Source organism: Parasphingorhabdus sp. NYA22, assembly GCF_976973735.1.
The window spans coordinates 3285821-3312065 of the sequence record NZ_OZ333477.1 but is presented as its reverse complement, the minus strand read 5'-3'; the positions used below and the strand labels follow the sequence as shown (position 1 = coordinate 3312065).

Below are 26245 nucleotides of genomic sequence, written 5' to 3'. Positions count from 1 at the left end.
TTCAAGCTTTGATGATTGAAGTCCTCCAAAGGTCCTAACCCCCGATCTCGTTCTGCTGCAGCAAACCTAAGGGCAAAGGTCGATTATGAAATAAGCGCACGGGGTACTCAATATTGGTGAATGGTTTTAACGTGTGGAAAATCAGAAAAATTCCATCGCGTCTAACCACCCCTAACCCGCCCAAAAACCTCCCGATAGCGCTCAAAAAACCCCACCATCTCGGGTGACCGCTTGCTCTTCATGTCGCAGAAGAACTTGCGGTTCCAGCCCTTGGCAGTCCCCAGATGGATCATCGCGTAGACGTAGGTGAGTAAGCCGCTGGAGAAGGCAAACGCCGCGTTCATGCCCGCCGCTGCCCAGACGATTGCCGCTACCAAAGGATAGGCCAGCACCGGAAAGCTGATCGCCTTGCGGTAATTGAAGATCTCCTTGCTCTCTCGTGTCGGCAGACCGAATTTCCCGACCAGCGTCGAGGTGAAGGGCAGGCGGTTGTGGATGATGGCTGCCGGTATCTTGACCCACCATGGCATGGGCGCGAGCAATATTGTGGCGAGTGCGAGCAGTTCGAAAAACGGGTAGCGGATGACCAGCAGAGCCAGCACTTTATAGTCGTGATATTGTTTTGCTGTGTGGGTGAGCAGCTCGCCGACGCCTTCCACTGCATAACGTCCGGTCTCGCGGAAGCGGAAAACGTTGTTCGGGAACATATAATATTTCATCAGGCCCTTTATGCCGGGCGTGTCGCTGCGTTTGGGGCGGATGCCGAGTAGCTTGGCGACCTCGTCGGTATAAGTGCCGTACCAGACCAGATGGTCGGTCTTTTTCGCCGGCCGGTTGGCATAATAGGTCGCATTATAGTCGCTGATCCGCTGGTCGATATTGGCGTTGATGCTGTCGCGGAATTCCGGCTCGGCGATCATCCGGTGGACCAGCAGGCATTGCATCTCGCTGATATTGTTCAGGCCGCCAGTGAACGGGCGGGTGAAGCCGATGGTGAAGATATTGTCGAGTCTGGGTGAAACCACGCCCAGAAATTGCTCGCGGGTTTTATAACTGAACGCTGCGGGTTCGCCATCACCATGCACCCGGATATCGGGGATCGCGGGTACTTCCTGATCGCCGTCGATGATCATATCGAAGGTCGCGCTCTCGGTGCCTTCGCTGATCAGCTTCGCGTCATGATCGATGGTGGCGACCGACTTGTCCCATAGTTTCACATGGCCGTGCTCGAGAAAGAAGGGCAGGTCGTTGATCAGATAGCCGGCGCTGATCTTCTGCTCCAGCGTTTCCTCGCAATAGAGCTTGTAAACATCGATCGGCCAATATTTGATCGCGATATGCCCGTTCTCGACCGGTGCCTTCGCTTTGAAAAAGCTGCGGATATCCTTGTGCGGCCGGACGCTTTTGGGATGGCGTACGCCCAGGCTGTTGCGATCGAACAGCTTCGCGAAGCCATGATGGATCAGGCCGTGGATATAGCCGCCATCGATGAAGGCGCGGTAGCTCCATTTGCTGGCTTCGGCAAAATTATGGCATTCCAGCTGGTCGAGCGGTACGAAGCGCGGGCCGTCGTCGAACGGCGAGAAGGTCGCGAACATCTTGTCGAGCATGATGAAGCCATTGGTCACCAGATGCACTTTCGCGCCATAAGCGACCAGCTTGGCGATCAGCAGGTTGGAGCTGTCGCCGGTCGAGGTGATTGCCACGCTCTTGCCGGCGAAACTCTCGTCGATGGTGAGTTGCTTCAAATTCGCGTTCATCTTCCGCCGGAAAGCGGTGGCAACGACGACATGCTTGGCGCGAAACTGCTCGCCGCTTTCGAGACGGACGATGCTGTGATCGGAATGATTGTCGATATTGTCGACGCGTCCGTTATGAATGTGATCGGCATAGCGGGAGGCATATTTCTTGTGGATCGCGTAAAATTCCCGGGCAGTCGGGAAGCCGTCGGTGAAATCCTCGCCCTGCTCCCGGAGCATGTCGACCAGTTCGAACGAATAGACGCTGCTCTGCAGGGAACTGACCAGATCGAAATCGAGCGCATCGGCCGCTTCCAGCTGCTGCCAGATCGGGGTCATCGGCGAAACCATCAGCCAGCCGATACCACTGGCGTCCAGTTCCCGGATCAGCGGCATGGTCGAAAAGCCGCCGCCGACGATCAGGACATCAATTTCCCGTGTTTCTGTCATATTGCCCCTTGCTGCGCTCCGCCGTTCCCGCCTTTGGTAACCGGTCGGGGCAGCAAAACCAACGCTCTTTTGCGGGTGATGGTCGGGAGTGAGCGAGCAGACCGTCCGGGCAGGTGCGCAGAACGCAGCGGACTCGCCTTTTCATCGATGGTCAATTGCCGTTGGTCGAACGGAAACCGGAGCAGCGCGCCGATATGCTATCCGGTTAGCAGCTGGGTGATGATCCTGAATAGCGCCATAAGCTATCGGGTCGCATCAGAGCTCAATCGGGGGATGGTGTCAGGATGCGGATTAGCAAAATGCTCGCCCGGGATATATTGCCTACCGCATGGGCAAGCTCCTATTCCCGGACAAGCCGGTCTCGCGCCCGCCCCCTATTGGGCGCGGCCAATGCAACGCTTCTGATGCCATCCCTTTTGATTGTGCCCGCCCATGGGTAGCAGACAACGACAGCCGCTTCGAAGCCCCCATCACCCTTTGCTTCTGATCATCGCGCGTTCAATTTCTGGATCGGGGTCTGGGATGTAAGCGCCGCAGGGCGGATCAGCCGACCGCGGTGAACAGCATAACGCGCGAACATGGCGGCAGCGTTCGGCAGCATTGGCAGGCATCATCCGATGATGGCGCAAGCTGGACGACGGTCTTCATTTCAGACAGGCTTCGCAGCCGGCAGCCTGATCACTCCGCCATCAAGTCCCGGACAAATCCGATCAGGCCGGTTTGCCGCGCACGGCGCATGCGCTCGGTGGCGAGAATCTGCTTCACCTTGGTAAAGCAGGCTTCGAGATCATCGTTGATCAGGACATAGTCATAGCCGTCCCAGTGGCTGATCTCGCTGGCTGCGCGCTGCATCCGGCTTTCGATGACGTCCGATGCGTCGGTATTGCGGCTTTCCAGACGGTTGCGCAACTCGCCAAGCGAAGGTGGCAGGATGAATACCCGCACGACGTCCTGACCGGCGCGCTGGTATAATTGCTGTGTGCCCTGCCAGTCGATGTCGAACAGGACATCCTGTCCTTCTTCCAGACTCTGGTTAACCGGCACCGATGGTGTGCCGTAACGGTTGCCGAATACGGTGGCATATTCGAGGAAGCTGTGGTCGGCGACCATTTCTTCAAATTGGTCGCCACTGACGAAATAATAGTCCTTGCCATGTTCCTCGCCAGGACGCTTGGGGCGGGTGGTGACGGAGACGGACATGGCGATCTCGTCGTCGGCTTCCAGCAACATTTTCGCCAATGTTGATTTGCCGGCTCCAGACGGAGAGGACAGCACGAACAGCAGGCCCCTGCGGTTCAGTTCGCGGTGATCATTGTCGATATTCTGGGAAGCTATATTGTCGGCCATAGCGGCTATTGGCCGAGAAGGGCGCATCGCGTCAAGATGCTTGTCCCGATGTTTTTGCACAGCGCCTGCATGATGCAATCATGCTGATGACAGTCCGGTATATTCCGGCTATCCCGAAATCATGATTCAGGGACGCGTCAGCACCATATTTTTTGCGATCGGCATTACGATCATGGTCGGCTGGCTGTTTTACGTCGGCAAGGACATCATATTGCCGATCGTGACCGCGATCATATTGCTACAGATTCTCTATGCCGCCAGCGCCACGGTTGCCCGTATTCCGGGACTGGGCCAAACGCCGTTGTGGCTGCGCGCGACGCTCGCCCTGATCGGGGTATTGGCGCTGCTTTTTGCGATGACCCGGATGCTGGTGGCCAGTTTGCAGAACCTGGTGCCATCGCTGCCCGTCTATCAGCGCAATCTGGAAAATCTGTTCGCCGCATGGTTCCCGATGCCGGGGAATGAAACGATCGGCCGGCCGGAAATGTCTGAGCTCATGGCTTCTCCGGCGGCGATATTCGACCGTGGCACCGAAGCGGTGGCCAAAGCGATCAGCGAATTTGCGACACGGTTTTTTACCGAGATCGATATCGCCGCGCTGGCGCAGTCGGTCCTGTCGTCGCTGACCAGCTTTGGTGGATTTGTCTTCATCACGATATTATATGCCTCCTTCCTGCTCAGCGAGATCACCGGCTTTCCTGAGAAGGTGCGCCGGGCTTTCGGGTCGGACAGCGATTCCACCGACACGCTGAACATGATCACCCGGATGAACCATGATATCGGCAGCTATCTGGCGACCAAGACACTGATCAACATCATCCTCGGCATCGTCTGCTGGGTGATATTGCTGATATTGGGCGTCGAATATGCCGCTCTCTGGGCGATCATCATCGGCCTGCTCAACTATATTCCCTATATCGGTTCTTTCGTCGGCGTTGCGTTTCCGGCGCTTTTTGCCGTGGCCCAGTTCGGCAATCTGACGATACCGCTGATCGCTACCGGACTGATGACGACGGCGCAGGTTATCATCGGCAATGTCGTGGAACCGAAGATGCTCAGCAGATCGGTCAATCTCAGTCCGATGGTGGTGCTGGTCTCGCTGGCGATCTGGAGCAGCCTCTGGGGTATTCCCGGCGCGATATTGGCGGTACCGTTCACGACCATATTGATGATTGTGCTGGCCCGCCGGCCGGGAACCAGACCGATTGCGGCGCTGCTCTCCAGCGACGGCAATATCTAGGAATTTGATCCTAGGCTGGCGCTAGCGGGGGCTTCATCAGAAAGGCGCCGATCAATCCGGCGACCAGCAGTCCGATCGCAATGGCAAAGGCGATATCATAGCTGCCGGTTGCCTCGAAAATATAGCCCGCTCCGGCCGGTGCCGCAGCGGCAAAGGGCAGCATCACCGGTGCCAGCACCGAATTGATGATCGGGAAGGCGCGCTCGCCGTAATAATTGCCCGTCACCACCGGCCCGAGCACGAGCAATCCCCCATAGCCAGCGCCGAATAACATGCCCATGATCGAGAGCAGTATGACGCCATGGCCGAGCCAAAAGCCTGTCATGCCGAACGCCATCAGCGCAATGAACCCGAACACCGTCCAGCGCAGCTCGAACTGGTCGCCCAGCCAGCCCGCAGGGATGCGCGCCAGGCCGCTGCCCAAAATCGCGAGGCCGAGGATCGAGGCGGCTTCGAGGCTGGAGAGACCGTTGTCGGTGAGGTGCAATATCCCGTGGTTGAGCAGGAAAAAGAATGTGCCCAGATAGCCGAGCGTGATCAGCATGACGAGATAGAGCGTCGGCGTTCGGACGATCTGTTTCATCGTCCAGTCATGGCCGGTCCGGTGGGTCCTGGGCCGCAAATTCCTGGCCAGCGGATCCTGCGCGGCCAGACCCGGATCGACATTGTCGGGAAACTGGCCAATGTCTTGCGGACGGTTGATGATGAACCGGGTCGCGATCAGCCCGATGATGACCATGGCACCGGCAATCAGCCAAGCGGCCCGCCAGCTATCATATTGGTCCATCATGGTCGAAAGCGCCGGCTGCGCCAAGGCGCCGCCCAGCGCGCCCCCGGTCATGACAATGCCGATAGTGGTCGATCTTTTGATGCTGAACCAGCTGATCATTGCGGTTTGCGAGCAAATCGGACCGGTGAGGGCAAAGGACAGGCCCATGACGCCGCCCCAGATCATGATCCATTGCCAGATTTCGGTTACTGCAAATACCAGTAGCATCAGACCGGAAAGCATGACCAGTAGCCCGATGGTGACCGTCTGGCGCACGCCGTATCGATTGAGCAGATAGCCGGTTAACGGATAGGCCAGGCCCAGCATGATCAGCGCGACCGTTTGTGCCAGAGATGCCGTGCCGCGGTTCCAGTCCATCGTCTCGACCATGACCGGGAAGACTACCGAATAGGCAAAATAGACGAAGCCGGATGCGGCAAATTGAATGAAGAAGAACAGGCTGACATTGGTCCAGCCATAGAATTTACGGGGAGAATGCCCCGTTTGCGCGGTCGTCGCCAATATGCTCTCCTGTACCGCTTGAAATCTGCGGCTTGGGCTCAGCTTACAGCAATGTCAGTTGCAATCAATATTGCAATTGGACGGATTTGCTGTTCTCACGCGATCACTGCGTGAGAGGAATTACATGATGAAATGGCCACTCAGGATCAGCAAAACCAGCGCGCTGATCGCCTTCATATTGTTCGTCGTCTTTGCGCTGATCCTGTTTGGCATGGGACGCCCTCCGATCTGTAGCTGTGGTACGGTCAAGCTGTGGCAGGGCGTGGTGCAATCATCGGAAAATAGCCAGCAGCTCGCCGACTGGTATTCGATGAGCCATATCATTCACGGTTTTGTTTTTTTCGGGCTGGGACATCTTTTGCGCCAGCGCTTTCCGAAGCTGTTTCCGCTCGGTGTGATCCTCGCGCTGTCAATATTGGTGGAGGGCGCGTGGGAAGTGTTGGAAAACTCCCCTGTCATCATCGACCGCTATCGCGAGGCGACCATTTCTTATGGCTATGAGGGGGACAGTATCATCAACTCGATGGCCGATATCGCGTGGATGATCGTAGGATTTTTCCTCGCCTCGCGCCTGCCGTGGAAGGCTACGCTAGCGATAGCCGTGATTTTCGAACTGTTTACCGGCTATATGATCCGCGACAATCTTGCGCTCAATATCCTGATGCTGACTGTACCAATCGAAGCGGTGAAGGATTGGCAGGCGGCTGGCACCGGTTACTGGTTAACCGGGAAGCCGTAGCGCCGGTTCGGCCGTGGTTTCGCTGTCTACAGGAACCGGTCGGCCTTCGATTTCGATAACTGCCTCGGATGCGGGCAGGGCTTCGGCCTCTTTTTTATCATCATAGAGTTTTTTCGCGATCAGCGCTCCGCCGACCAGTAGCGCGCCGGGGATCGACCGGGTGGCTATGCGAGCGGCGAGCATGCCGAGGCCAAAGTTGCGCAAGCCATGACCCCTAGTGTGCTTGCGCGCTTCGTAACCCACTGCGGTGGTGAATATATTTCTGATTATCGACATGTTCTTGTTCCCGGATCAGGAATGATTTCCGACCATATTCTCAGGCCTTACATGGGTATCGTAGGTTTCTGCGTCAACCAGACCAAGCTCCAGCGCGGATGCCCGCAGGGTCTGGCCGGTCTTATGGGCATATTTGGCAATCGCGGCGGCCTTGTCATAGCCGATCACCGGGGCGAGCGCGGTGACGAGCATCAGACTATTGTCGACCAGTTCCTTGATCCGCGCTTCATTAGCCTCCAAACCTTCCACGCAACGTTCGGAAAAGCTCGACATGCCGATGGAAATAATCTCGATCGAGCGCAGCACATTGGCGCCGATCAGCGGTTTGAATACATTGAGTTCGAGATGGCCCTGCAGCCCGCCAACGGTCACTGCCTGATTATTGCCGATAACCTGCGCGGCGACCATGGTCAGCATCTCGCATTGAGTCGGATTGACCTTGCCCGGCATGATCGAGCTGCCCGGTTCATTGGCGGGGAGGTCGAGTTCACCGAGACCGGAACGCGGGCCGGAGCCGAGCAGGCGGATATCGTTGGCGATCTTGGTCAGCGACACCGCCAGCGTGTTGAGCGCGCCGGACAATTCGACCATCGTGTCATGCGCCGCCAGTTCGGCGAATTTGTTCGGGGCGGAGGTAAATTTCAAGCCGGTAATCTTGGAGATTTCCTTGGCGATATTCTCGCCGAAATTCTCCGGTGCATTGAGACCGGTTCCCACCGCCGTGCCGCCCTGCGCCAGTTGGTGCAACCGAGGCAGGACGCTCTCGACCCGGTCGCGCGCGGCCACCAGTTGCGCGGCATAGCCGGAAAATTCCTGTCCGAGCGTCAGCGGCGTGGCGTCCTGCAAATGGGTGCGCCCGATCTTGACGATCGATTTCCACTTCTGCGCCTTCTCCGCCAACGCATCGTGCAATTGTTCGAGCGCCGGGAACAGCTCGACTTCCAGCGCCCGCGCCGCCGCGACATGCATGGCGGTCGGGAAGCTGTCATTGGACGATTGCCCGCGATTGACATGGTCGTTGGGATGGACCGGATATTTGCCACCGCGCGTGCCGTATATCGCCTCGTTGGCGACGCCGGCGATCACTTCGTTGACGTTCATGTTCGACTGGGTTCCGGACCCCGTCTGCCAAATGGTCAAGGGAAACTGGTTATCATATTCGCCGGTGCGCACGGCATTGGCCGCTTTCTCAATTGCCGCAGAAATTTCCGGTTCCAGACCATGGATGCCATTAACGCGTGCCGCCGCCTGCTTGACCGCCGCCAGCGCATGGATCAGCCGGATTGGCATGCGCTCCTGACGCGGGAAAGGAAAATTCTCGATACTGCGTTGGGTCTGTGCGCCCCAATAGGCATCGGCTGGCACTTCTATTTCGCCAAGGGAGTCGGTTTCGGTGCGGGTCCCGCTCACTTTTTCTTGCCGAAGTCCACCGTTACCACGTTGGATCCATCATCGACTATCTCGACTGCTTCCGTCTCGCCGTCATTTTCAGCGGGGTCATGGCTATTTATGTCGCCTTCGACCTCGTCAACGTGGAACTGCAGTGCAAAATCCACCGCCGGATCGACGAACGAGGTGATAGCCGCGAACGGGATATGCAGCATCGAACTGATCTGGTTGAAGCTCAGGCCGACTTCGAAACGGTCTTCGTCGACCTTCAGGTCCCAATAGCGGTTCTGGATGACAATGGTCATCTCGTCCGGGAATCGCGCGATAAGGTGATCGGGTATGTCGACGCCGGGCGCGCGGGTTTTGAAGGTGATATAGAAATGATGTTCGCCGGGCAGGCCATCTCTGACAACCTCTCCCAGCACCCGGCCCACCACGGCGCGCAGGGCTTCCTGTACGATCTCGTCATATGGAATCAGGCTATCGGGTGCATCATCACTCATTTGCACTAGGTGGCGCGTAGCGGGCATCGGGTCAAGAGCGTAAAATGAATTTCGCGTCGACCAAAGGCCGCGAAATTCTTGCCTGATTTGTCCAAGCCATTATAGGCCTGTTGCATGAGAACAGCGACAATCGAACGAAACACCAAGGAAACCGAGATTTTTGTCGAGTTGAACCTTGACGGAACCGGTCAATATGACGTGTCCACCGGCATCGGTTTTCTCGACCATATGATCGAGCAATTTTCGCGTCATTCGCTGATTGACCTGAAATTACGGATCAAGGGCGATCTTCACGTTGATCAGCATCACACCACCGAAGACAGCGCCATCGCGCTGGGCCAGGCGATCAACCAGGCGCTTGGCGACAAGGCCGGCATCGTTCGCTACGGCAGTGCCTATTCGCCGATGGACGAGACATTGAGCCGGGTCGCGCTGGATATCTCCGGCCGGCCCTATTTCGTCTGGAACGCCGGTTTCACGCAGGAGCGGCTCGGCGAAATGGATACCGAATTGTTCAAGCACTGGTTCCACAGCGTCGCCGATTCTGCGGGAATTACGCTGCATATCGAACTGCTCTATGGAGAGAATAACCATCATATTGCGGAAAGCATTTTCAAGGGCTTCGCCCGCGCGATGCGCCAGGCGGTAGAACGCGACCCGCGCAAGGGCGATGCGATTCCTTCGACCAAGGGGCAGTTGGGTGGTTGAGTTGTGCTTCCCGCGCCAGCGGGCTTTTTGTAATGAATTTATCACGCGAAGCCGCGAAGGCGCAAAGAAGGTGCGGCTTGCGGATAATCTTCGTGACTTCGCGGCTTCGCGTGAAACCGTTAGCGGGTTTCCTAATGTGAGCGCCTTCGGCGGTTGATTTGCACTATGTCTGAAACCATCGCTCTCATAGATTTCGGCGCCGGCAATTTGCACAGCGTCCACAATGCTCTGATGGCCGCAGGGGCCGGGGATGTCTCTGTGACTGCCGACCCGGAATTGGTGGCGCGAGCGGATCGTATCATATTGCCCGGTGTTGGCGCTTTTGGTGCCTGCCGCGACGCGTTATTTGCTATCGACGGTATGATCGATGCTCTTGAAGCACGGATCCGAAAGGAAGGCGTACCTTTCCTTGGCATCTGTGTGGGGATGCAGATGCTGGCGGACAAGGGCATTGAATTTGGCGCGCATGAAGGTCTCGGCTGGATCGGCGGGACGGTGAAGGCGATCGAACCAGCTGATGACACAATAAAGATTCCGCATATGGGCTGGAATGATGTGACCCCGACCGAGGGCCACGATCTGCTCGAGTCCGGCGAAGCTTATTATCTGCACGGCTATCATTTTGATGCCGCGAATGAAGCCGACATATTGGCGAAGACCAGCCACGGCGTGCCGCTGGTATCGGCGGTCGGTCGCGACAATATTGTCGGCGTGCAATTTCATCCGGAGAAAAGCCAGGCTTATGGACTGGCCTTTCTCAACCGTTTTCTGGAGTGGAAACCATGATCGTATTTCCCGCAATTGACCTCAAATCGGGCGAAGTCGTGCGCTTGGCTGAAGGCGATATGGATCGCGCCACCGTCTATGGCGATAATCCGGCAGAACAGGCCGGCATGTTTGCCGCCGCCGGAGCCGAGCACATCCATGTTGTTGATCTCGACGGTGCATTCGCCGGATCGCCGCAGAATGCGGAAGCGGTGGAAGCGATTGTCGCCAGCTTTCCCGGCTATATCCAGCTCGGCGGCGGTATCCGCAATCGCGAGACGGTCGAACGTTGGTTTGAGCTGGGCGTCGCCCGGCTGGTGATCGGGACCGCAGCGCTCAAGGACCCCGATTTCGTCAAGGATATGGCCAAGGAATATGAAGGCGGTATCGTCGTCGCTGTTGACGCGCGCGACGGCATGGTCGCGACCGAAGGCTGGGCCGATGTGTCGGATGTCAGCGTCCGTGATCTTGCGCGTAGGTTTGAAGACGCCGGCGTTGCCTCGATCCTGTTCACCGATGTCGGGCGTGACGGGATGCTTACCGGCTGCAACATCGAAGCGACAGTCGATCTGGCGCGCGGCGTCGATATTCCGGTGATCGCCAGCGGCGGCGTCAAGGGGCTGGATGATATCCATATGCTCAGCCAGTTTGCCAAGGACGGGATTGAAGGCGTAATTACCGGTCGGGCGCTTTATGACGGCCGGCTGGACCTGGCGACCGCGATTGCGTTGGCCAACCGTGGTTGAGCGGGTTTCGATATTGTCATCCCCGCGAAGGCTGGGACCTAAACCACATTTGCGGCATCCATTGATATTGGCTTGGGCCCCCGCCTTCGCTGGGGTGACAAGCTCATGACCGTCCGTATCCGCGTCATTCCCTGTCTTGATGTCGCCAATGGCCGTGTGGTCAAGGGCGTCAATTTCGTTGATCTGCAGGACGCCGGTGATCCGGTCGAGCAGGCTCAGGCTTATGATGCCGCTGGTGCCGACGAGCTTTGCTTCCTCGACATCACTGCCAGCCACGAGAATCGCGATACGATTATCGATGTTGTCCGGCGCACTGCAGAGGTCTGTTTCATGCCGGTCACCGTCGGTGGTGGTGTGCGCACTGCCGATGATGCAAGGGCGCTGCTTATGGCCGGAGCGGACAAGGTCGCGGTGAATAGCGCGGCTGTGTCCCGTCCCGAAGTGGTCAGCGATATCGCGACCCGTTTCGGTAGCCAGTGCATGGTTGCCTCGATCGACGCCCGCCGGGTGGCTGAAGGACGCTGGGAAATATTCACCCATGGCGGTCGCACGCCGACCGGCATTGATGCGCTGGAACACGCCGTCCGCATGGCCGATCTGGGGGCAGGGGAGTTGCTGGTCACCTCGATGGACCGCGACGGCACTCGCGACGGCTATGATTTGGAGCTGATTCGGACGATCGCTGATGCGGTCTCTGTTCCGGTAGTAGCCAGCGGCGGGGTCGGGAATCTCGATCATCTGGTAGAGGGTGTGACAAAAGGTCATGCCAATGCAGTGCTCGCGGCCTCGATATTTCACTTTGGCGAACATACAATAGCCGACGCCCATGCCGCCCTGCGGGCAGCAAGACTTCCCGCCCGGATCTGATCGTGGCCGCAATTGTAAGAATCGCCTGAATCCGGCCTGTGCTGCCGACGGTTAATGTCGGCTTCCTTTACATTCTGCAGATTCACGAAAAACCGTTAACCAAGCTGTCCGTCTGAATCCGCGGGCTTTGCCTTTCTGGCAGGAATATTGCGTAACTATATCCATAAGCTTTCGGGCATGAAAATGGAAAATGGTCGTGACGTTATTGAAAAGTGCAATTTTGCTAAGCGCCGCCGCAATGGCTGTTGCCAACGGCGTTCCCGCCGAAGGAGCAGGGAATTCGGACAATCCTGGATCCGTTCATGATCTCGTTAGCACCGACTGGGGATCATCCGGCAATGGCAGCACCGCCGGCACGCCGGAAGCGTCTGCGGTCAAGTCAAGCAGCTTGCATGGAACATCCGGCGGCAGAACGCAGGTGCCCGAACCGTCCAATCTCTTGATGCTTGGTCTTGGCGTGATTGGTCTGATTGTCGGCCGCATGGTAGCCAAGCGCCGTCAAAAAGCCTGAAATTCGTGATTCCGGGGCTGCCCGCCTTCCTTGTCTTGTGCAGCCGGAACCGGGCCGCCAGCGGGGGATCTGGCGGCCCTTTTTTATGGTCGGGCAAACTTCTATCGCTAGGGCTTGACGAACAGGTGATCTGTCGCGCAAACCGCCAGAGATGACCGATATTCTCAAATCCCTCGAACACACGATTTTGGCACGCCGCGAAGCGGAGCCTGAAACCAGCTATGTTGCCAGCCTGCGCGCTAAGGGCCGCGCCAAAATGGCCGAAAAGCTGGGGGAAGAGGCGACCGAAGCGGTGATTGCCGCAGTGCTTGATGACAAGGCGGCGATGACCGGAGAGGCAGCGGACTTGCTGTTTCATCTGATGGTGCTGCTCGCGGACATGGACCTGTCGCTGGACGATATAATCGCAGAACTGGCGCGCCGCGAAGGCCTGTCCGGCCTGGAAGAAAAAGCCGCAAGAGGAGCAAGCTGATGGCGATCGACCCGACCGTGCCATATGACGATGACAATATTTTTGCGAAAATCCTGCGCGGGGAAATTCCCAACAAAACCGTCTATGAAGACGAATGGGTGCTCGCCTTTCACGATATCAACCCGCAGGCGCCCGAGCATATCCTGGTGATCCCGAAGGGCCGCTATGTCAGCTGGGATGATTTCTCGGAAAAGGCGAGTGAGGCCGAAATCGCCGGATTTGTCCGCGCCGTCGGCCATGTTGCGCGCGAAGCCGGCATGGTCGAGCCCGGATATCGCCTGCTCGCCAATATCGGCAAACATGGCCATCAGGAAGTGGCCCATCTGCACGTTCATATTTTTGCCGGAAAACCGCTTGGCCCGATGTTGATGCGCAGCTAGTAACAAAAGTAACAAGGCCGCAACCGGCTCGAGATAACGGGGAGAATTATAAATGGCAGGCGCAGTAGCACCGGGGAGAGAGGGCTGGTCCTCGCGAACCGCATTTGTATTGGCCGCTATTGGTTCGGCAGTCGGGCTTGGCAATCTGGTCCGGTTTCCGGCTGAAGCCGGAGCGAATGGGGGCGGTGCCTTTGTCATATTCTACATTTTCTGCGTCTTGCTGATCGGTCTGCCGATTCTGCTTTCCGAAACGCTCATCGGCCGCCACGGTCAGGGTTCTGCTATCGAAAGCATGAAGCGGGTCGCGATTGAATCGCGCGCGTCGAGCTGGTGGTCGGTCGGTGCCGCTATCGGAATGCTAGGCGCTTTCCTGATCCTCACCTATTATAGCGTGCTGGCGGGGTGGATCGTGCACTTTATCGGCGTGTTCGCGGGCGACTTCGCCCATGCCATCGGTTCGGGCAATCTCACCCAAGGCGCCTTGCAAGGTTCGTCGGTCGATCAGGTCCAGGGGATATTGCCGGCCCTGCAAGCGAACAGCAGCGAGATGCTGGCGATGCACGCCATTTTCATGCTTCTTACGATAGTTGCCGTCGGCCGGGGCGTCAGCAGCGGTATCGAGAAAGTCGCTGTCTGGTTGATGCCGATCTTTTTCCTGTTGCTGATCGCTATCACCATTTACGGCGCGTTTACCGGATCATTCGGCGCGGCGCTCACTTTTCTGTTTGATTTCGAACCGGCGCGTTTGCTCGATCCGTCGGTGCAGCTGTCGGCGCTCGGTCAGGCCCTGTTTTCTCTGTCTCTCGGCTCTGCTCTTATGATCACTTATGGTGCCTATGCCGCACGCGACATAAATCTCGCGAAAACATCTGCCCAGATCGCCACCGCAGATACGTCGGTTGCCATCATCGCCGGTCTGGCGATCTTTCCCATCACCTTCGCCGCTCTGGCTCCCGCCAGTCTGACTGCGATCCTGGATGGTCAGGAACAGGTGCAAGGCGGGCTCGGCTTGTTGTTCGTCAATCTGCCGGTCGCTTTCCAAACGATGCCGGCCGGGTCACTGATTGGCTTGCTGTTCTTCATCATGGTATTCTTTGCCGCGCTGACCAGTTCGGTAGCGTTGCTGGAGGCTTCGGTCAGCTGGGCCATCGGCCGGTTCAAAAAGCCGCGCTGGCTGGTTACGATCATATTGGGCGGGCTTGCTTTCCTGATCGGTGCCTGGGCAAGTTTCTCGTTCAACAGCCAGGCAGATTTCCAGCCGTTCGACTTCATGATCTTTTCAGGACAGCCCGTCTTCGGGATCATCGACGAACTGACCGCAAAAATATTGCTGCCGGCGTCCGCGCTTCTCGTCTCGATTTTTATCGGCTGGATCGCCGACCGGCGGCTGATCGACAGTGAAAACGGGCTGGACGGCAATTTGCAACGCGTCTGGCTTTTCCTGGTTCGCTGGCTTTGTCCGCTTGTCATCTCCGCGATCCTGCTAACCGGGCTGTTCCCGGAAATTTTGGGGAAATAAGCCCTGATGGCCGGATCAAAACCCCCGAAATGTCCGGTTTGTCGCAAACCGGTAGCCGAAAAATGGGCGCCTTTCTGCAGCGCCGGCTGTAAGGATCGTGATCTGCTACAATGGCTGGGTGACGGTTATAAAATCCCCGGACAGGCGGTTTCGCCGGACGAGATAGCCGAACATTTCACCGGCGGCTCGGGCCGAAATGGAGAGGACTGAACAGCCGCAACAGAACCGCCATTTTTAGGCTGGACAAGCAGCAATAGCCCCGCCTATAGCGTCGCTTCCTAACGTGGCCAGCGCATCGCGCAGGCCCAGATGCCCGAGTAGCTCAGTTGGTAGAGCAAGCGACTGAAAATCGCTGTGTCGGTGGTTCGAATCCGCCCTCGGGCACCACTTTTTCTCGAAATTTTGGTGTTTCGCACGTAGCGAGTGGTTGCTCGGCTTTAGCCATTCGCCCCGGCCCATCGCCGGACTTGTCGCCAAATATCGTTTGCGGATGTAAGCGGCTGATCGGCAAATCGCCAATCATCCTGCATACGGATTAAGTTAAGGTCGCAAGCCCGGCGATCTAGTAAGCCACATCCACTGCAATCCGGATCGTTCGCGGACGGAGCGGCGTCAGATAGCCATCGCTGCCCGGAACGAAGGGAGTGCCTAGGGCAAAGCGATTGCCCCGCGAATCCAGCAGGTTGGTCATGGTCAGAGTCAGCCCTCGCGCATCATTGCCGATACGCGCTGCAATGCCGCTGTCGACATAATCTCCCTGCCCTTCGCCCAATTGCGGGCCGATACCGACGCGGGAACGCCCGACATAGCTGGCCCATCCCTGAATGCGGAAATCCTCGTCGCCAATGACGGTTTCATAATTGGCCGATCCGCGCACGGCGTGACTGGCGACATTGGGTATGCGACCCAGTCGTCCGACAGCGGGGACGGAAACTGGCGACAGGAAATCGGCCGGCGGACCGGCCAATGTCGCCTGAGCCAGCTGTAACCCTGCCGATAGCTGGGTGACGCGACTCTTGTTATATACCGCGCCCAGTTCCAGCGAGAGTCCGGTCACTGGCCTGACGGCCATAGAACCCGAAATGCTGGTTATTTTGCCGTCCCCGATATTGGCCGTGGTCGGGAAGCCATTGGCATCGATATAGTCTGCCTGAATATCACGCCAGCGGCTGTGCGAGATCGAGATCGTGGCATCGAACGGGGTCACGCCCTTCCTGCCGAAGCGCATGCCTGCATCATAAGTGGATACATGATCGTTGCGGAAGCGCTGGACAAAGCTGCCGTCTATCGACAGCCCGCCGGGGCGAAAGCCTTCCTGATAGCGGGCATAGAATGTTGCGTTCTTGCCCAAAGTCGCGAGCAGCGATGCTGACGGCAAGAGATCTTCTTCCTTCCGTTTGGCGGTGATCGCGCGACCGACTTGCGTCAGGGCCAGCAGTGTATTTACATCCTCGCCATCACCGCCAAGACGCGCATGGGTATAGCGCAGGCCTCCGGTTGCGAGAATATCGGGCAACAGTTCGAATGACGCTTCGCCGTAAGCGGTATATTCGGTGATCCGGTTGGTGACGCCGACAACCGCTGCGCGCATGTTTTCTCCGCCAAAGTCCCTTGTCTGGCGCGTCCGGTTGTCGACGAAGCTCGCGCCGATCACCCACCCCAGACCGTCCTGATAAGGGCGGGACAATCGTGTCTCGCTAGTCAACATCCGTGTTTCATTCTGCTGGTCAAAGATACGGGGCGTGTCGCTGACCACGCTGGCGTCGAACCGCTCTTCAAGGTTGTGATCAACATAGGCGTTGGACGACTGGAAATGGAGGTTGTCCCAGTCCTTCATGATCACCACCATTGCCGATCTGTAGCGCGCCTTTGCTCCTTGCTCGACAAGGCTGCTGCGGGTCAGCGGCGGTGCATTCTTGTCTGCATATTGTGCGTCTTCGGCCTTTATGGTCTGATAGATGCCGCCAAGGTCCACCGTCCAGCTGCTGCCGAGATCGAGGCGGAGCGTGCCGCGACCACCGCGGATATTGGTACGGTTCACATCATTCAGTCCAAGCAGCGGATTATCGATATAGCCGCCGTCGCTGATGGAATAGCCGACCAGCCGCAATGCATGACCAGTTTCGCCGATCGGAATATTGGCTGTCGCCGATATATCTCCACCGGGCGCGCCATGCTGGACCAGCGAAACGCCCGCCGACGCCACCAGCGTCGTCTCCGTGGGATCGGGTGTCTTCGGTATCATCCGGATGATACCGCCCAGCGATCCGGCGCCATATAATGTGCCTTGCGGTCCTTCAAGAATCTCGACCCGGTCGATATCATAAAGGCGCAAGTCGGGATCGGGTGCGTTATAGCTGAGACGGATGTCGCCGAGATATTGACCGACCGTCGCCTGTGTCGGTCCAGTAAAGCTGGAGTCGGCAATACCTCTTATGAACAGCTTGTTCCTGCCGCTGCCAAGATGGGTCGAGGATATGGTCGCCATGCGTGACAATATCGAATCCATGCCCCGCTCTCCGCCAAATTGCAAATCGGCGCCGTCCAATATGGTGACAACCCCCGCATAGTTGACGTAGGGCATGCTGATCTTGCTGGCGTTGACGATAATTTCTTCAACCGGACGGCTCTCGTCAGCCTTTGATCGAGATTCCGCGTTGGCTTGGGACCTTTTCCGGGGCGATTTGGATTTCCGACTGGCCAGCTGTGCACGGGACGGACGCCGCTGGATACGCCAGCTGGTTACGCCGACTTTTACTGCATGGGCATCGGTACCGGAAAGCATACGATCCAGGGCCGATTGCACGCTCATCCGTCCGCGTACCGGTTTTACCGCACTTTGCCAAAGCTTCGCGTCGGCCACACTGATGCTGATACCAGCCTGGCGTCCCAGCCGCGGGAGGCTTTGCAACAATGTCCCGCTCGGCAATTCAATCAAGCGCGATTCATCGCGCGCCGCGACGGGCATCGCGAACAAAAGCAACAACAGAGCGGAGAACAGGCGGGCGTTCATTTTAGCGGGTCAGCAACCATCCTTCAGTTTGTTTTTCTGCATTTATGCCGGCAAGCGCTGTGAGATCATCAATCACCCGCTGCTGGTCATCACTGATCAGCAGTGCGCCGCGGAACGGCAGCGATGCAACGTCGGGCGAAACAATGATTGTCAGGCCAGCCGTCCTGCCAAGATCCTCGGCGACTTGTGCGATGGACGTACCATTATAGACAAGCTGGCCTTTGCGCCAACTACCGACGCTGAGAGCGTCGATTGCCTGAACTTGCGGAGGGCCGCCTGCATCCGACGCTTCGATACCAAAACCGGCATCCAGCCGGATATTTTCGCGCTCCGGATTATAGAGGACCAGACCTTCCGAAACAGCGACGCTCAGCGCGTCACGCCGGCGAATGACATTGAAGGCGGTCCCCATGTCGACAAGCCTTGCCTTGCCAGCCTCCACCAGAAACGGATCGCCCTCGCGGTGAACCACATGAAACATCGCTTCACCACTTTCGAGCCGGGCGAAGCGTGGCCGGTCCTCGTCCAGTTCAATGACGGTTCCGCCATTGATCTCGATCCGTGAGCCATCTGCGAGCGCCACCGTCCGGTGCTCCCCGGCAGCGGTTTCGATGTGCGTAGCGCTATTGTTGAACATGGAGATACCGATAATACCGACCAGCGCAGCTGCCATAGCGCCGCCAAGCCATGTCCTGCGGTCAGCGAGAATTGGCCGCTTGGTAAACGCAATTTCCTCGGCAGGTTCGGGCAAATCGCCGGTATCCGCGTCGATGCTGGCAAGCCGGTCATAGATCGCGCTATGGTCCGTGCCCAGTTCCAGCCACGCGGTAAAATCTTCCCAATCGTCAAAGGCAGGATCGCGTTGCCGGATTATCCAGTCCAGCGCTTGCGCTTCAACCGCGAAAGGCGTGTGATCACTCATCGATTTGCCCTTTCATTGCGGCAAGCGCTTTATAGACTTTGCGCAAATCTGCCTCGACCGTGCTCAGGCTGACGCCGAGCCGGACTGCGATGTCACGCTGGCTTATGCCCTCGATGCGGAAATAGCGGAAGGCGGCGGCGGGACGTTCGCCGAGCCTGTTAATGGTTGCGTCCACGCGAGCTAGCTCCTCCCGCGAAATAAGCGATTGTTCAACCGATGGATGGACCCGGGCGCTATCATGTTCACCCCAGGCTTTCTCCCTTATCTCGGCAGCCCGTGCGGACCGGTAGCGGTCGAGCATCAAGTTGTTGGCGGCCCGGTAGAGGTAGGAAAGCGGGTGTGCCACCGGCCCGGTTTGAGACCGCGCAATCTGGACCCACAATTCCTGAAACACGTCTTCAGCGCTGTCTCCGGCACCACGGGCGACCAGAAAGCGGATCAGCTTTTCGCGATTGGCCAGAAGCACGGCCTCGATGCCACGCGCGGTCTCAACTTTTCTCTCCGCCATGCTCATGAATTGTTCGCTTCGGCCTTGGTGCTTGTTTTTCCCGACGAACCGTTGTCTGAATCGGCCATCGCGTGCGCCCCCCGCCGGCGCGATATATAGCAACCGCATTGCAGCACGCAATAGCAGCATGGACGGGCGAGCGCTGATCGAGGTAGGGGTAGCAAAAATGTCTTTCTCCATCTGCTTCTTGTTGGGAAGGTAAGGGAGGAATGGGAAATGGGGGTCTACCCTTCCTCCCTTGCGGTTTCGCCGGCGCGGTATTGTTATAGCCCGACTCGCAGACTGGCGCGCACCGCAACGGCGGCGTGGCTCTGCTGTTCTTCCACGGATATTTCTCCACCAATTTGAAAACCCGAATTTCCGGCAACGGCGCGCAAGCGTCCGATCCAGCCGCTCTTGCGTTCTTCGGGAACAAGAGTGAAGGGCGAGCCGTTTTCGAACTGCGCAACGGTAACGCCAAGCGAGCCACCGACTATCTCCCGGCGCCCGGCTTCCAGCTCAAGGCGATACCAACCGTCATATTGGTCAACTCCGCCGAGATCGAGCCCGATCGCGACTGTTCCCGAAACGGCAAGCTCGTCGCTCTTGCGGTCTGCGACAGTCAGGTCGAGCGCGTCACCGCCACCCTTTTCAGCATAGCCGTCTTCGCTCAACTTGAAATAGTCCACTGCAATTGTCGGGCGGATCGAGATATTGCCCGAGCGCATGTCACGGGCGACTGCACCGGATGCAGACCATAATGTGCCATCCCAATCAGCCGTCATCGTCTTGATGATCTCTTCGCCACTGAGTTCACCGATGAAATAGCGATAGCCGTCGAAGTCGATCTTCGCGCCGGATACACGGGCGTGCGCCAGCCAGTTTTCCGAGGTCAAACGCCAATAGCCCGCCAGTTCCCATTGTTCTGACCAGACTTCATTCCCATTGCTCTTGTTCTCGTTTTTGCCGTTGAGATAGCCGACAGAGGCACCGAAATTGCCGATGTCGGTCTTGTGTTCGGCGCCCGCCGATATGCCCCAGCCGCCGACGTCATAGCCAGCCGTGTCGCCAAGGCTTTTCGAACTACCCCAGCCAGCCTGCGCAACCCAGTAGCCCCATTTGCCTTCATCCTTGAACGGCCCTTTGGGGTCCGCAAGGAACCGTGCCATCGCGCGTGATCCCACCGTGACATTCTCGAAAATGCCGCCTTCGTGCTCTGGCAACATCTGGCGGAGCTGGCTGCGGAACTGTTCTTGGTCGGCGATCGCCAGGAAAATAGCTTCGACATCTTCATCGTCGACCAATGCCGCATATGCTGCGCCAAAGCCGCTGGCTTCGGACCGGTTGAGGCCGAGTTCTGTCGCATCCTTGCGGGCGACACTGACGATTAGCTGATTGGCGTTTGAGCTAAGCGAGCCTTTATAGAGGAAGGGCAGAAGCGTGGTGGAGGCGGTCAAATTGTCGACACCGGCAAGCGTGCCTGCCTGCACCACGACATGGTCGCCCTCGGCGCTTTGAACGTTGGACAGCTTGATCGCGAGTTTCGAGCCAGTCGCAAAGCTTGCGCCCCCCGATACCTGCAGGGCCGTGTCGTTGCTGCCGCCCAGAGTCACGCCGAGCACGCCATTGTCGGTAACCGCGAGTGAAGCGATTTGGGCAGAGCCGATCACGTCGAACGTGCCGCCTGATACTGTCACGCCGAGACCTTGTGCATTGGTAAGCGATCCGGAAAAACGGGACGTGTCGGACAGCGTCAACATGTCCGCACCGCCGCCAAAATCGGCGTTGCCGTTGAACACAGATGTCCCTGCAAGCGCCAGCGTGTCCGCGCCTGCGCCAAAGCTGGTATTGCCGGTATACACGGCATCACCCGACAAATTGAGCTGGTTGTCGCCCGTGCCGAAGCTGCTGTTGCCCTTTACGCTGCCATCGGCGATGTCGAATATGTCGTTTCCGCTGCCGAAGCGAACGTTACCGATAATCGAAGGAGCATTGGCTGTCGCGGCTACAGCGGTCTGGCGCACGGTAGCACCGGAGCCATTTGCCGACAGGTCGATAGCGACATTGCGGTCCGATGTCGCGAGCGCACCGGTGGCAGTGATTGTACCGCTGTTTTCGATGAGGCCCACGGTGCCGGATGTATCGAGAATCGCAATCGCAGTCGCATCATCGCCGCCTGCTTTGGCACCGATGGTACCGCTGTTGCGGAGGGTCTGGACGTCTGCGCCAGCGTCGATTGAAAGGGCCGTGCTGATGGATGTTGCGCTGCTGCCACCGGTCGCCTCGACGGTGCCGGCATTGCGGATTTCCGGTGTAGTGGCTCCGGAACCGAGTTGAATGGCAGTTGCCGAACCACCATTTGAGACAGCCTTGACCGAGCCAGTTGCGCCGATGCCGATGCCGCCCTCTATGGTGACCGCACCGCCAAGCCCACCGACTTGCAGACCGCTGGCGTTGATGCCGGAATAGACACCGCTGCCCAGAATGCCGCCATCGATGACCAGACCAAAGCCCGTGCCGGTTCCGGCAACCGCGCCAATTGTCACGGCGTTGCTGCTATCGCCGATACGCATCGCCGGCGCAGCGCCAAAGGAGCGGACGAGTGCGGAGCCTTCCTTGGAATCTTCGATGCCGTCATCATCTTCATCATTGTCCGTCGTGCTGTTATCCTTTGGCGGTACCGCGAGAATGATGCCGCCGGTGACATCACCTGCAATTGACAGTGCCGGACCACCTTGGAGCACGTCGTCGGCATCCAGTTTGGAGCTATCTGCAGGCGCGGTCACATAGCGGTAGCCAGAGGATTCGAGCTTGCCTTGTACAACCAGCGCGCCGTCAATATTTCCGTCGAGCCGCGCCGCTACCGCATCAACACCCTGCGCGCTGATTGTACCGGCGAGCCGGACATCGCCGTCAACATCTTGGATGCCGACGCCCAGTGCATTGTCACCCAGCACGCTTGTTGTACCGTCATGTACGAAATTACCAGTCAATGTGCCGCCCAGACGAATGCCGGCCGAGTCATTGCCTTCGATGGTGATGGCGCCGCTATTCGTGATATTGCCAGTAAAGGCGCCAGCGGTCGCAATGCCTGTCCGGCCGGTGCCGATCGCGAAAGCGCCATCAATGTCACCGTCATTGTCGGAATCGGTGGGGGCGTATGGCTCATCAAGAATGATTTTGCCGGTCGCTCTATTGGTAATCGTACCGGTGACGCCGGCATTTGCGAGAATACCGGTCGTATTGTCTGCATTGCTGATCTCTATCGTACCCTCGTTGACCAGCGTGTTGTCGCTGTCGACGGTAACGGCAACCCCCGACGTCGTCTTGACCGACCCGGCCGACGTGATCTTGATGTCGTCGGCGGCCCCGGCATCGATCGTCGAAGTGCGGACCGGTGCGGTAGTAGCCGTTTCGATGGTTGTTTCCGCCTGTGCGGGCATGGCGATGACAGCGACCAGGCAGGTCGACGCGAGTAGATATTTACGCATATAGATCCTCTTGCGATTATCGGGACGAATTTCCCTGTACAAACACAAGACGGAGTCACTCTGCCGCAGCCTTGGCCGGGACCGGTTTTTTTGTTTCAACGGGCAGCATCTGTTTCTGCGCGGAAGGTCAGGGGAGGATGACCGGCCTGTTCTGCTGGCCCACATGAGGTAAATCTGCTGAACAAGGATAGGTTATGTTTTCCTCGATTCACTAAATGCGTTACTACTCAGGGAACCCGAAGAAGGAGGCTGAATTGAAAGCGCTGATTGAAAAAGAACAGCTTTCCGCGATCTGCATAATCACTCTCAACGAACCGGAAAATTATAACGCATTATCTTCCGAGATGCTGGGCCAATTGGGACATGCGTTAAAAGGTGCTGCCGAAAACGAACAAGTCAGGGTCATTATCATACGTGCCAATGGCAAGGCATTCTGCGCAGGGCATGACCTTCGCGAGATGGCAAGGGCGACGAAAGATGCGGATGGCGGTCGCGCATTTCATCAGGAGCTGTTTTCCAATTGTTCGACTTTGATGCAATCAATCGTGGAACACCCCAAGCCGATAATCGCCCAGGTCCAGGGGGTGGCTACCGCGGCCGGATGCCAGCTGGTAGCGAGCTGCGATCTGGCGATCGCTGCCGATGTTGCGAAATTCGGCGTTAACGGCATTGATGTCGGCTTATTCTGTTCAACGCCGATGGTGGCTCTGACCCGGAATGTCGGGAAAAAGCAGGCGTTTGAATTGCTGGCAACCGGAGGCTTCATCAGTGCTGGACGAGCGGCGGAAATCGGGCTCGTCAATCGGGCTGTTCCAATGGAAGAGCTGGAAAATGAAACTTTGGCCATGGCTCGGATCATTGCGCGGAAATTGCCATCTGCAATCGCCTTGGGAAAGAAGGCATTCAACCATCAACAGGGCATGCATTTAAGTGACGCCTATGATTATACCGCCAAGGTCATGACCGAGAACATGCTCGAAGCCGACACGGTCGAAGGAATAAACGCGTTTCTCGAAAAACGGAAACCGAGCTGGTTGGCCGACGAATAGAGCACAGTCAAAGGATAGGGCTATCCACCACCTTGCGACTTTTTCTTTACCGTTGGAGAGGCCGGCCTCTCGCGTTATGTCAGTCCGCCTTAATCTTCGGGGCTGATTTGCCGGCGAAGGCCGCGAGACGTGCTTCTGACGCTTTCTGACCTTTGTAGATGCGTCCGGTCAGTATCTTTCACGAAATGGCTGGTGAAAGTTCCAGGTTTTGCTTGATTGACTCGACCAGAACATGGTCCGATCCGAATTTCCGCATCCAGTTGTCGCCAAGAACCAGCGCGATGGTTCGATCGTGCAAAAAACCCTCGAGCTGGATAGCGGAGACGCCTTTGGTCTGATGCGACCGCGGCGCAACGGTAATCCCCAGATTGGCGCGCACCATGGCGATGACTCGGTCATCATGAGGTGATCGCAGACTGAAGGGCGGGCGAGCGCCGTGCGAAGTGAAAAACTTGCTCGTTTCGGCCAGAAGTTCGCAAGAACGTCGGGCGATCATTGTCTCGCTGCTGACTTCCTCCGGTGATACGATTGGCCGGTCAGCAATCCTGTGCAAGCTCGACACCATCAACAAATAGGGTTCTTCGAACAGGGGAATTATGCGTCCTGTCGAGATGTTTGCCGGTGAAATGGTGATGGCGGCATCGATCCTTCCTTTTGCAAGAGCGTTTTGTAGTTCGGAGACATTGCCTTCCAATAGGGAAAGCGGATTATCATGCTCCTGGCTCTGGTAATCCGCGATTATCGGTTCCAATATGTGCGAAGCGATGCTCTCCAGAACCCCGAGCTTGATTGCCTTTTGCGGAGGACTGGATTTTACGGTCTCGTCTTCGGCAAGCCTGAACTCCCGCTGGATTTTGCGGGCGTGAACCAGAAACTTGGCTCCGGCTTCGGTCAATTGAATGCGCCGCTTTTCGCGAATGAAAAGCTTTGTACCAAGATGCTTTTCCAACTCGCCGACACCGGTAGATAATGTCGGTTGCGTGACATTGATCAGCGCGGCCGCTCGCGTGAAGCTACCGCCGTCGACGACAGCGAGGAATTGCCGAACCTGGGTGCGTGTGATCATAAAACTTTCCTATACCAAATTCTCATAAAATCAATTTTATGCATGGATAGATAAAGGGTATGTGAGGGACTCTGGAAATTGCCAGAATAACCAAAGGATGAGGATCCCATGCTCGCAACTCCCCAGTTTGATTTTCAGCTTGGCGAAATGGCCGATCACATCCGCGATACGGCGCGCCGGTTTGCCGAAGAGAAGATCATGCCGCTGGCGCAAAAAATGGACCGGGAGGACTGGTTTCCGCGCGAGCTATGGACGCAAATGGGTGATCTTGGCCTGCACGGGATCACGGTCGAGGAAGAAGACGGCGGGTTGGGTCTTGGCTATATAGAGCACGCAATTGCTGTGGAAGAAGTGAGCCGGGCCAGTGCTGCTCTGGGCCTGTCCTACGGAGCGCATAGTAATTTATGCGTCAATCAGATCCGTCGCTGGGCCTCGCCGGAACAGAAAGCCAAATATCTTCCGAAACTCATTTCCGGCGAGCATGTCGGCGCGCTGGCGATGTCGGAAGCGGGCGCGGGGTCGGATGTTGTTTCGATGAAACTCAAGGCCGAAGCCGTGCAGGGCGGCTATGTCCTGAACGGGACAAAATTCTGGATCACCAATAGCAGTTGTGCCGATACACTGGTTGTCTACGCCAAGACCCGCCCCGAAGCGGGGTCGGGCGGAATTACAGCATTTCTGATCGAAAAAGGCATGAAGGGGTTCTCCATCGGGCAAAAAATCCAGAAAGTCGGCATGAAAGGGAGTCCTACCGCAGAGCTGGTATTTGACGATTGCGAGGTTTCCGAAGAAAATGTCATGGGACCGATCAACGGCGGCGTTGGCGTGCTTATGTCGGGTCTCGACTATGAACGCGCCGTATTGGCCGCGATCCCGCTCGGGCTAATGCAGGCCTGTCTCGACACGGTCATTCCGTATGTTCGTGAACGCAAGCAATTTGGCAAACCCATCGGAGCATTCCAGCTGATGCAGGGCAAGATTGCCGACATGTATGTGCGGCTGAATAGCGCGCGCAGCTATGTATATAATGTCAACAAGGCCTGCGATGCCGGGCAAACCACACGCTTTGATGCGGCCGGTGCGGTGATGCTGGCGAGTGAAAATAGCGTTCGGGTGGCGGAGGAGGCCATTCAGGCCCTTGGCGGCGCCGGATATACCACCGACTGGCCGGTCGAACGTTATTGGCGCGACAGCAAGCTCATGGACATTGGCGCCGGCACAAATGAAATCCGCCGCATGCTGATCGGCCGCGAATTGATCGGGGGGGCATAGACG

24 protein-coding genes and 1 tRNA gene are annotated in these 26245 nt (G+C 57.5%); 14 read left to right on the top strand and 11 right to left on the bottom strand.

What is annotated here, in order from left to right:
• Positions 1–161: 161 nt before the first annotated feature.
• Both ACWFTY_RS15770 and gmk read right to left on the bottom strand, forming a co-directional pair.
• A complete protein-coding gene (locus tag ACWFTY_RS15770; protein WP_447525128.1) occupies positions 162–2189 on the bottom strand; it encodes a hypothetical protein in 2028 nt (675 codons plus the stop codon).
• A 678-nt stretch (positions 2190–2867) separates the two neighbouring features.
• Complete coding sequence (gene gmk, locus ACWFTY_RS15765) at positions 2868–3536, bottom strand: guanylate kinase (protein WP_447525127.1); 669 nt, start codon at positions 3534–3536, stop codon at positions 2868–2870.
• Between the two features lie 121 nt (positions 3537–3657).
• Here gmk and ACWFTY_RS15760 point away from each other — a divergent pair, with 121 nt between their 5' ends.
• A complete protein-coding gene (locus tag ACWFTY_RS15760; RefSeq protein ID WP_447525126.1) occupies positions 3658–4776 on the top strand; it encodes an AI-2E family transporter in 1119 nt (372 codons plus the stop codon).
• Between the two features lie 10 nt (positions 4777–4786).
• Here ACWFTY_RS15760 and ACWFTY_RS15755 read toward each other — a convergent pair whose 3' ends face one another.
• The gene (locus ACWFTY_RS15755) at positions 4787–6067 is read right to left on the bottom strand and encodes an MFS transporter (RefSeq protein WP_447525125.1); all 1281 of its coding nucleotides are present in this window, start codon (positions 6065–6067) and stop codon (positions 4787–4789) included.
• A 124-nt stretch (positions 6068–6191) separates the two neighbouring features.
• Here ACWFTY_RS15755 and ACWFTY_RS15750 point away from each other — a divergent pair, with 124 nt between their 5' ends.
• The gene (locus ACWFTY_RS15750; protein ID WP_447525124.1) at positions 6192–6806 is read left to right on the top strand and encodes a DUF2585 domain-containing protein; all 615 of its coding nucleotides are present in this window, start codon (positions 6192–6194) and stop codon (positions 6804–6806) included.
• Here the strand turns inward: ACWFTY_RS15750 and ACWFTY_RS15745 are convergent.
• The 3 genes from ACWFTY_RS15745 to ACWFTY_RS15735 are packed head-to-tail and all read right to left on the bottom strand — an operon-like array spanning position 6789 to position 8974.
• Positions 6789–7082: a hypothetical protein gene (locus tag ACWFTY_RS15745; RefSeq protein ID WP_447525123.1), complete on the bottom strand. Its 294-nt coding sequence runs from the start codon at positions 7080–7082 to the stop codon at positions 6789–6791. The two genes, ACWFTY_RS15750 and ACWFTY_RS15745, sit on opposite strands and share 18 nt — an antisense overlap.
• Before the next feature lie 15 nt (positions 7083–7097).
• A complete protein-coding gene (gene fumC / locus ACWFTY_RS15740) occupies positions 7098–8492 on the bottom strand; it encodes a class II fumarate hydratase (RefSeq protein ID WP_447525122.1) in 1395 nt (464 codons plus the stop codon).
• Positions 8489–8974, bottom strand: coding sequence for an SspB family protein (locus ACWFTY_RS15735; protein WP_447525121.1), 486 nt, complete (start codon positions 8972–8974; stop codon positions 8489–8491). Before ACWFTY_RS15735 ends, fumC begins: the two co-directional genes overlap by 4 nt.
• 114 nt (positions 8975–9088) lie before the next feature.
• On the opposite strand from ACWFTY_RS15735, the gene hisB reads away from it, so the two are divergent.
• The 10 genes from hisB to ACWFTY_RS15685 all read left to right on the top strand — a co-directional run bounded on the left by hisB (position 9089) and on the right by ACWFTY_RS15685 (position 15329).
• A complete protein-coding gene (gene hisB / locus ACWFTY_RS15730) occupies positions 9089–9682 on the top strand; it encodes an imidazoleglycerol-phosphate dehydratase HisB (RefSeq protein WP_447525120.1) in 594 nt (197 codons plus the stop codon).
• Between the two features lie 165 nt (positions 9683–9847).
• Complete coding sequence (hisH, locus tag ACWFTY_RS15725) at positions 9848–10468, top strand: imidazole glycerol phosphate synthase subunit HisH (RefSeq protein ID WP_447525119.1); 621 nt, start codon at positions 9848–9850, stop codon at positions 10466–10468.
• Positions 10465–11193, top strand: a complete 729-nt coding sequence (hisA, locus tag ACWFTY_RS15720; RefSeq protein ID WP_447525118.1) for a 1-(5-phosphoribosyl)-5-[(5-phosphoribosylamino)methylideneamino]imidazole-4-carboxamide isomerase — start codon at positions 10465–10467, stop codon at positions 11191–11193. The genes hisH and hisA overlap by 4 nt, the downstream gene beginning before the upstream one ends.
• 105 nt (positions 11194–11298) lie before the next feature.
• On the top strand, positions 11299–12060 hold the full coding sequence (gene hisF, locus ACWFTY_RS15715; protein ID WP_447525117.1) for an imidazole glycerol phosphate synthase subunit HisF: 762 nt from the start codon (positions 11299–11301) through the stop codon (positions 12058–12060).
• Between the two features lie 196 nt (positions 12061–12256).
• A complete protein-coding gene (locus ACWFTY_RS15710; RefSeq protein WP_447525116.1) occupies positions 12257–12571 on the top strand; it encodes a PEP-CTERM sorting domain-containing protein in 315 nt (104 codons plus the stop codon).
• A 151-nt stretch (positions 12572–12722) separates the two neighbouring features.
• Positions 12723–13043 carry a phosphoribosyl-ATP diphosphatase gene (locus ACWFTY_RS15705; RefSeq protein ID WP_447525115.1) on the top strand — a complete coding sequence of 107 codons (321 nt, stop codon included), beginning with the start codon at positions 12723–12725 and terminating at the stop codon, positions 13041–13043.
• Complete coding sequence (locus ACWFTY_RS15700) at positions 13043–13423, top strand: histidine triad nucleotide-binding protein (protein ID WP_447525114.1); 381 nt, start codon at positions 13043–13045, stop codon at positions 13421–13423. The genes ACWFTY_RS15705 and ACWFTY_RS15700 overlap by 1 nt, the downstream gene beginning before the upstream one ends.
• 52 nt (positions 13424–13475) lie before the next feature.
• Positions 13476–14942: a sodium-dependent transporter gene (locus ACWFTY_RS15695; protein WP_447525113.1), complete on the top strand. Its 1467-nt coding sequence runs from the start codon at positions 13476–13478 to the stop codon at positions 14940–14942.
• A gap of 6 nt (positions 14943–14948) precedes the next feature.
• Positions 14949–15152 carry a DNA gyrase inhibitor YacG gene (locus ACWFTY_RS15690; protein ID WP_447525112.1) on the top strand — a complete coding sequence of 68 codons (204 nt, stop codon included), beginning with the start codon at positions 14949–14951 and terminating at the stop codon, positions 15150–15152.
• Positions 15153–15253: 101 nt separating this feature from the next.
• Positions 15254–15329, top strand: a tRNA-Phe gene (locus tag ACWFTY_RS15685).
• Positions 15330–15504: 175 nt separating this feature from the next.
• Here the strand turns inward: ACWFTY_RS15685 and ACWFTY_RS15680 are convergent.
• The 4 genes from ACWFTY_RS15680 to ACWFTY_RS15665 all read right to left on the bottom strand — a co-directional run bounded on the left by ACWFTY_RS15680 (position 15505) and on the right by ACWFTY_RS15665 (position 22855).
• Entirely contained in the window at positions 15505–17955 is a 2451-nt protein-coding gene (locus ACWFTY_RS15680) for a TonB-dependent receptor domain-containing protein (protein ID WP_447525111.1), read from the bottom strand.
• Position 17956: 1 nt separating this feature from the next.
• A complete protein-coding gene (locus ACWFTY_RS15675) occupies positions 17957–18877 on the bottom strand; it encodes a FecR family protein (protein ID WP_447525110.1) in 921 nt (306 codons plus the stop codon).
• The gene (locus ACWFTY_RS15670; RefSeq protein WP_447525109.1) at positions 18870–19385 is read right to left on the bottom strand and encodes an RNA polymerase sigma factor; all 516 of its coding nucleotides are present in this window, start codon (positions 19383–19385) and stop codon (positions 18870–18872) included. The genes ACWFTY_RS15675 and ACWFTY_RS15670 overlap by 8 nt, the downstream gene beginning before the upstream one ends.
• 263 nt (positions 19386–19648) lie before the next feature.
• Entirely contained in the window at positions 19649–22855 is a 3207-nt protein-coding gene (locus ACWFTY_RS15665) for an autotransporter outer membrane beta-barrel domain-containing protein (protein WP_447525108.1), read from the bottom strand.
• A gap of 254 nt (positions 22856–23109) precedes the next feature.
• Between ACWFTY_RS15665 and ACWFTY_RS15660 the strand changes: the two genes are divergently transcribed.
• Complete coding sequence (locus ACWFTY_RS15660) at positions 23110–23904, top strand: enoyl-CoA hydratase (protein ID WP_447525107.1); 795 nt, start codon at positions 23110–23112, stop codon at positions 23902–23904.
• Between the two features lie 178 nt (positions 23905–24082).
• Here ACWFTY_RS15660 and ACWFTY_RS15655 read toward each other — a convergent pair whose 3' ends face one another.
• Positions 24083–24970 (bottom strand): LysR family transcriptional regulator, encoded by an 888-nt coding sequence (locus ACWFTY_RS15655; RefSeq protein WP_447525106.1) that lies wholly within the window; start codon positions 24968–24970, stop codon positions 24083–24085.
• Between the two features lie 108 nt (positions 24971–25078).
• Between ACWFTY_RS15655 and ACWFTY_RS15650 the strand changes: the two genes are divergently transcribed.
• The gene (locus ACWFTY_RS15650) at positions 25079–26242 is read left to right on the top strand and encodes an isovaleryl-CoA dehydrogenase (protein WP_447525105.1); all 1164 of its coding nucleotides are present in this window, start codon (positions 25079–25081) and stop codon (positions 26240–26242) included.
• Positions 26243–26245 lie beyond the last annotated feature (3 nt).

Excerpts from the sequence above, each read along its gene's own strand:
- hisH (WP_447525119.1), top strand. The coding sequence starts at position 9,848 with ATGTCTGAAACCATCGCTCTCATAGATTTCGGCGCCGGCAATTTGCAC.
- ACWFTY_RS15665 (WP_447525108.1), bottom strand. The coding sequence starts at position 22,855 with ATGCGTAAATATCTACTCGCGTCGACCTGCCTGGTCGCTGTCATCGCC.
- ACWFTY_RS15650 (WP_447525105.1), top strand. The coding sequence starts at position 25,079 with ATGCTCGCAACTCCCCAGTTTGATTTTCAGCTTGGCGAAATGGCCGAT.
- ACWFTY_RS15770 (WP_447525128.1), bottom strand. The coding sequence starts at position 2,189 with ATGACAGAAACACGGGAAATTGATGTCCTGATCGTCGGCGGCGGCTTT.
- ACWFTY_RS15695 (WP_447525113.1), top strand. The coding sequence starts at position 13,476 with ATGGCAGGCGCAGTAGCACCGGGGAGAGAGGGCTGGTCCTCGCGAACC.
- ACWFTY_RS15675 (WP_447525110.1), bottom strand. The coding sequence starts at position 18,877 with ATGAGTGATCACACGCCTTTCGCGGTTGAAGCGCAAGCGCTGGACTGG.
- ACWFTY_RS15655 (WP_447525106.1), bottom strand. The coding sequence starts at position 24,970 with ATGATCACACGCACCCAGGTTCGGCAATTCCTCGCTGTCGTCGACGGC.
- gmk (WP_447525127.1), bottom strand. The coding sequence starts at position 3,536 with ATGGCCGACAATATAGCTTCCCAGAATATCGACAATGATCACCGCGAA.
- hisA (WP_447525118.1), top strand. The coding sequence starts at position 10,465 with ATGATCGTATTTCCCGCAATTGACCTCAAATCGGGCGAAGTCGTGCGC.
- ACWFTY_RS15690 (WP_447525112.1), top strand. The coding sequence starts at position 14,949 with ATGGCCGGATCAAAACCCCCGAAATGTCCGGTTTGTCGCAAACCGGTA.
- hisF (WP_447525117.1), top strand. The coding sequence starts at position 11,299 with ATGACCGTCCGTATCCGCGTCATTCCCTGTCTTGATGTCGCCAATGGC.
- ACWFTY_RS15735 (WP_447525121.1), bottom strand. The coding sequence starts at position 8,974 with ATGAGTGATGATGCACCCGATAGCCTGATTCCATATGACGAGATCGTA.
- ACWFTY_RS15680 (WP_447525111.1), bottom strand. The coding sequence starts at position 17,955 with ATGAACGCCCGCCTGTTCTCCGCTCTGTTGTTGCTTTTGTTCGCGATG.
- ACWFTY_RS15760 (WP_447525126.1), top strand. The coding sequence starts at position 3,658 with ATGATTCAGGGACGCGTCAGCACCATATTTTTTGCGATCGGCATTACG.
- ACWFTY_RS15705 (WP_447525115.1), top strand. The coding sequence starts at position 12,723 with ATGACCGATATTCTCAAATCCCTCGAACACACGATTTTGGCACGCCGC.
- ACWFTY_RS15745 (WP_447525123.1), bottom strand. The coding sequence starts at position 7,082 with ATGTCGATAATCAGAAATATATTCACCACCGCAGTGGGTTACGAAGCG.
- ACWFTY_RS15670 (WP_447525109.1), bottom strand. The coding sequence starts at position 19,385 with ATGGCGGAGAGAAAAGTTGAGACCGCGCGTGGCATCGAGGCCGTGCTT.
- ACWFTY_RS15750 (WP_447525124.1), top strand. The coding sequence starts at position 6,192 with ATGATGAAATGGCCACTCAGGATCAGCAAAACCAGCGCGCTGATCGCC.
- ACWFTY_RS15700 (WP_447525114.1), top strand. The coding sequence starts at position 13,043 with ATGGCGATCGACCCGACCGTGCCATATGACGATGACAATATTTTTGCG.
- hisB (WP_447525120.1), top strand. The coding sequence starts at position 9,089 with ATGAGAACAGCGACAATCGAACGAAACACCAAGGAAACCGAGATTTTT.